Annotated in this window: 5 protein-coding genes; 3 read left to right on the forward strand and 2 right to left on the reverse strand. The window is 43.8% G+C overall.

Features of this window, described 5'->3' with window-relative positions; translation table 11 throughout:
• Together S1OALGB6SA_RS03970 and S1OALGB6SA_RS03975 are read right to left on the reverse strand one after the other, a co-directional pair.
• On the reverse strand, positions 1-238 hold a 238-nt coding region (locus S1OALGB6SA_RS03970), incomplete at its 3' end, for a hypothetical protein (protein ID WP_148084020.1).
• A gap of 3 nt (positions 239-241) precedes the next feature.
• Positions 242-451 carry a hypothetical protein gene (locus S1OALGB6SA_RS03975; RefSeq protein ID WP_148084021.1) on the reverse strand — a complete coding sequence of 70 codons (210 nt, stop codon included), beginning with the start codon at positions 449-451 and terminating at the stop codon, positions 242-244.
• A gap of 302 nt (positions 452-753) precedes the next feature.
• Between S1OALGB6SA_RS03975 and S1OALGB6SA_RS03980 the strand changes: the two genes are divergently transcribed.
• Genes S1OALGB6SA_RS03980 through S1OALGB6SA_RS03990 form a run of 3 tightly spaced genes read left to right on the forward strand, consistent with a single transcriptional unit; the run spans position 754 to position 3,249 of the window.
• Positions 754-1,665, forward strand: coding sequence for an IS1595 family transposase (locus S1OALGB6SA_RS03980; protein WP_124032633.1), 912 nt, complete (start codon positions 754-756; stop codon positions 1,663-1,665).
• Complete coding sequence (locus S1OALGB6SA_RS03985; RefSeq protein WP_124032634.1) at positions 1,655-2,515, forward strand: DNA-methyltransferase; 861 nt, start codon at positions 1,655-1,657, stop codon at positions 2,513-2,515. The genes S1OALGB6SA_RS03980 and S1OALGB6SA_RS03985 overlap by 11 nt, the downstream gene beginning before the upstream one ends.
• Positions 2,515-3,249, forward strand: coding sequence for an MvaI/BcnI family restriction endonuclease (locus tag S1OALGB6SA_RS03990; RefSeq protein WP_124032635.1), 735 nt, complete (start codon positions 2,515-2,517; stop codon positions 3,247-3,249). Before S1OALGB6SA_RS03985 ends, S1OALGB6SA_RS03990 begins: the two co-directional genes overlap by 1 nt.
• Positions 3,250-3,335 lie beyond the last annotated feature (86 nt).

The following is a 3,335-nucleotide window of genomic DNA, read 5'->3' on the forward strand; positions in this document are numbered from 1 at the left end:
TCTTTCCCTGGGAGATGGAGCCCTCGTACTCCATCTCTTCAATATAGTAGATACTTCCGTTCTTCAATACTGTGATTTTTACCGGATTATCCTGGTAAAAATCGAAGCTCCTAAAGCCATCTATAAGGGGATAGCCTGGCATTGTTCCGTAGATATGAATCAGTGTGCCGGTGTTCAAGCCTTCGCTTATGCCACAGATAAGTAGTAGCAGAATCCCCAGTAAGCTAAGCTTTCTCATGGACTATTCTTCCTCCTCGTCGGCTTCCTCAAAGTACAAATAGCGATGGTCCACTATGACTGTTTTTTTGTCTACCAGTAGAATTCTTCCATCAGGCTTTACTGTATATAGTGCATCAGGATCAAATCTGCTACCAATATCACTGCCCAATGCCTTAAACTCACCATCATATACATCGCGGAAGCCTTTTATATCCTTTCTAATAATCGGCATGTAGCCCCGCCCCCTTCTAGCATAGTCGGGAACCCCGTGCTGGTCAAGAATGGTCTCCGACGGGGAATCCGCAAGCGATGTGCCGTGGTACATGGGGACATTCAATGTCTCTTGGTTAGTAAAATGATCGGCCTTATTATCTCCATTGTAATCAAGAGCGACGATAGGGGATCCATCTGAAGGTGGTCCTTCTCCTGAGAATTCCCATGTCCCCCCATCATCCGGATTTATTTGGGAGTTATATACTTTACTAACCCGTACCGTTGGGTTATTATTAGTTAAAACGGCATGGAGGTCAAATAATGGAAAATGAAATAAGCATCTTTGAGTTCCTTGAGAAGTTTCCTGATGAAGATTCTTGCCATAAATTCATTGAAAGGTCCCGTTGGCCTACTGGCATAAATTGCCCTCATTGCAAAAACCATCGAATCTACTGGTTAAAAAATCAGTCGAGGTATAAATGCGGATCGTGCAGGAGGCAATTTTCAATACGAACCGGCACCATTTTAGCTGAGAGCAAGGTTCTTCTCCAAAAGTGGTTGATGGCAACATGGATACTGACATCACACCGAAAGGGTGTATCGAGCGTCCAGTTGGCAAAGATGCTTGGTGTTACACAAAAAACCGCATGGTTTTTGGCCCATCGCATTAGGGCGGCGTTTAAAGAGGGCAATGGTGGTATGTTTAATGGGCAGACAGAGGTCGATGAAACTTATATTGGTGGTAAAGAGAAGAACAAACATAAAAGCAAAAAGCTAAAAGCGGGCCGTGGGCCTGTTGGTAAGACTGCTGTTGTGGGTCTGAAGCAAAGGGGCGGTCGTGTAATTGCTTTTGCCATTAAAAAGACAGACGCAAGAACACTTCACAGGGTAATTCATAAAAACGTGGAGGTAGGCTCAGCAGTATATACAGATGACCACCGTGCATATTGTGGCTTGTTAGATTACGACCACAGTGTAGTTCGCCATTCGGTTGGCGAATACGTTAATCAAATGGCGTCCACAAATGGTATAGAATCTTTTTGGGCGTTGCTGAAACGAGGACTTTATGGTATTTATCACAAAATGAGCCCCGTACACCTTCAACGATATGTTGATGAGTTCACATTCAGAGATAACACTAAAGAAACAGGGGCACTAAACACCTTGTTACGTGTATTTTTTAACGGTAATGGACGTCGTCTAACATATATAAGTTTGACCAATGGTACATAAAGCAGAATTGATAGGACCAATTGACGCACCGTTTGATGAGGTCGTATGCGCACTTGTCGGATCACAGAAAAAATATGTCAATAAGGCAGAGGCAAAGCCTATTGAGTCAGGATTAAAGAGGTGGCTCAATAAGATTCATCAGATGGATTGTATTGATCTGATGAAAAAACTACCGCCTAAATCAGTGAGTGTAGTTGTTACATCCCCACCGTACAACCTAAAAAACAGCACCGGCAACGGGATGAAAGACGGTAGGGGTGGAAAATGGGCAAATGCGGCTCTGATTGATGGCTACGCTTCATGTGATGATAATAAGCCATACGACGAATATGTCGCATGGCAACGTGACTGCCTGACAAAGATGATGCGTGTTCTGAAAGATGACGGTGCTATTTTCTACAATCATAAATGGAGGGTCCAAAGGGGCCTTTTGCAGGACAGACAGGATATTGTCAGCGGTTTCCCTGTACGTCAGATAATAATTTGGAGAAGAAAGGGCGGGATCAACTTCAATGCAGGATACTTCTTACCTACCTATGAGGTAATTTACCTTATAGCGAACCCCGACTTCAAGCTTGCACCTAAAGCAAATGCTCAAGGTGACGTGTGGGAGATACCGCAAGCACGGAACATAGATCACCCCGCCCCGTTCCCTGTTGAACTGGCGCAACGATGTATTTCTTCAACGATATCCGGTGTTGTGTTCGATCCGTTTATGGGGAGCGGCTCAACAGCAATTGCAGCAGAAATACTTGACCGCCAATGGATTGGGGCTGAAATTTCAAAAGAATATTGCCGAACGGCAAAAAAGCGACTCGTTGCACTTGAAAATACCAGGCCGATCAAATAATGGTCCCTGCTTCTAAAACACCTCTCCCACCAAAATCTGCAATGGTAACATTTAAAAAGATCGCTGAAATACTCGATATGCGTGAGATAGAAATCCCAAACGAGAGGGCATATAATGGTGCAGGTGGTCCTGGTAGAATTTTAGAGGACTTGTTGGGAGTAAACGTCAATAATAGTGACTCACCAGATCTTGCTGACTGGGAAATCAAATTCTATGGCGGCAGTGCCTTGATAACACTTTTCCATAAAGACCCTGAACCAAGGGGTATTATCAGGGATGTCGTTCACAATTATGGGTGGGAAGATAGCAAGGGCAGGATTAGTTTTAGACATACAATCAAAGGCCGCTCTAATCGTGGCTTTGTGATCAAGAATGAACACGACCGAATAGTTGTCAGGAATGAGCTTAAGGATGCAACTGTTCCTCATTGGAATCATGACACGCTTTTGAATGCAGTGGGAGCCAAATTGCGCAGATTAATCCTTGTAGCTGGAGAGGTTAGACCAAATCCAAGGCGTGTAATTTTCGATAGCGCAAAAGCCTATTGGGAATTTAATATGATGGGGTTCTGTGGTGCAGTTGAGAGTGGTTTGGTTCGTATTGATTTTGACGCAAGGACCAACGCAGGAAGAGGCTCATCAATTCGTAATCATGGGACAAAGTTCCGTGTTCACTCCTCAGATATCGGGCAACTGTACAAGCATAGTAAAACAATAACCCAACGCATAGGTTAGTCAAGTATATAATTCCCATTTATTTCATTCCTTCAATTCCAGATATCCCAGTAAAAGATTCATTATGGTGGTTTTTCCCGCCCCAG

This window comes from Olavius algarvensis spirochete endosymbiont (assembly GCA_900608495.1).
GTDB lineage: Bacteria > Spirochaetota > Spirochaetia > DSM-2461 > DSM-2461 > UBA2779.

What these genes read in the sequence shown, in the direction of transcription:
- S1OALGB6SA_RS03975 (WP_148084021.1), bottom strand. Translation starts at nt 451, where the DNA reads ATGCCGATTATTAGAAAGGATATAAAAGGCTTCCGCGATGTATATGAT.
- S1OALGB6SA_RS03980 (WP_124032633.1), top strand. Translation starts at nt 754, where the DNA reads ATGGAAAATGAAATAAGCATCTTTGAGTTCCTTGAGAAGTTTCCTGAT.
- S1OALGB6SA_RS03985 (WP_124032634.1), top strand. Translation starts at nt 1,655, where the DNA reads ATGGTACATAAAGCAGAATTGATAGGACCAATTGACGCACCGTTTGAT.
- S1OALGB6SA_RS03990 (WP_124032635.1), top strand. Translation starts at nt 2,515, where the DNA reads ATGGTCCCTGCTTCTAAAACACCTCTCCCACCAAAATCTGCAATGGTA.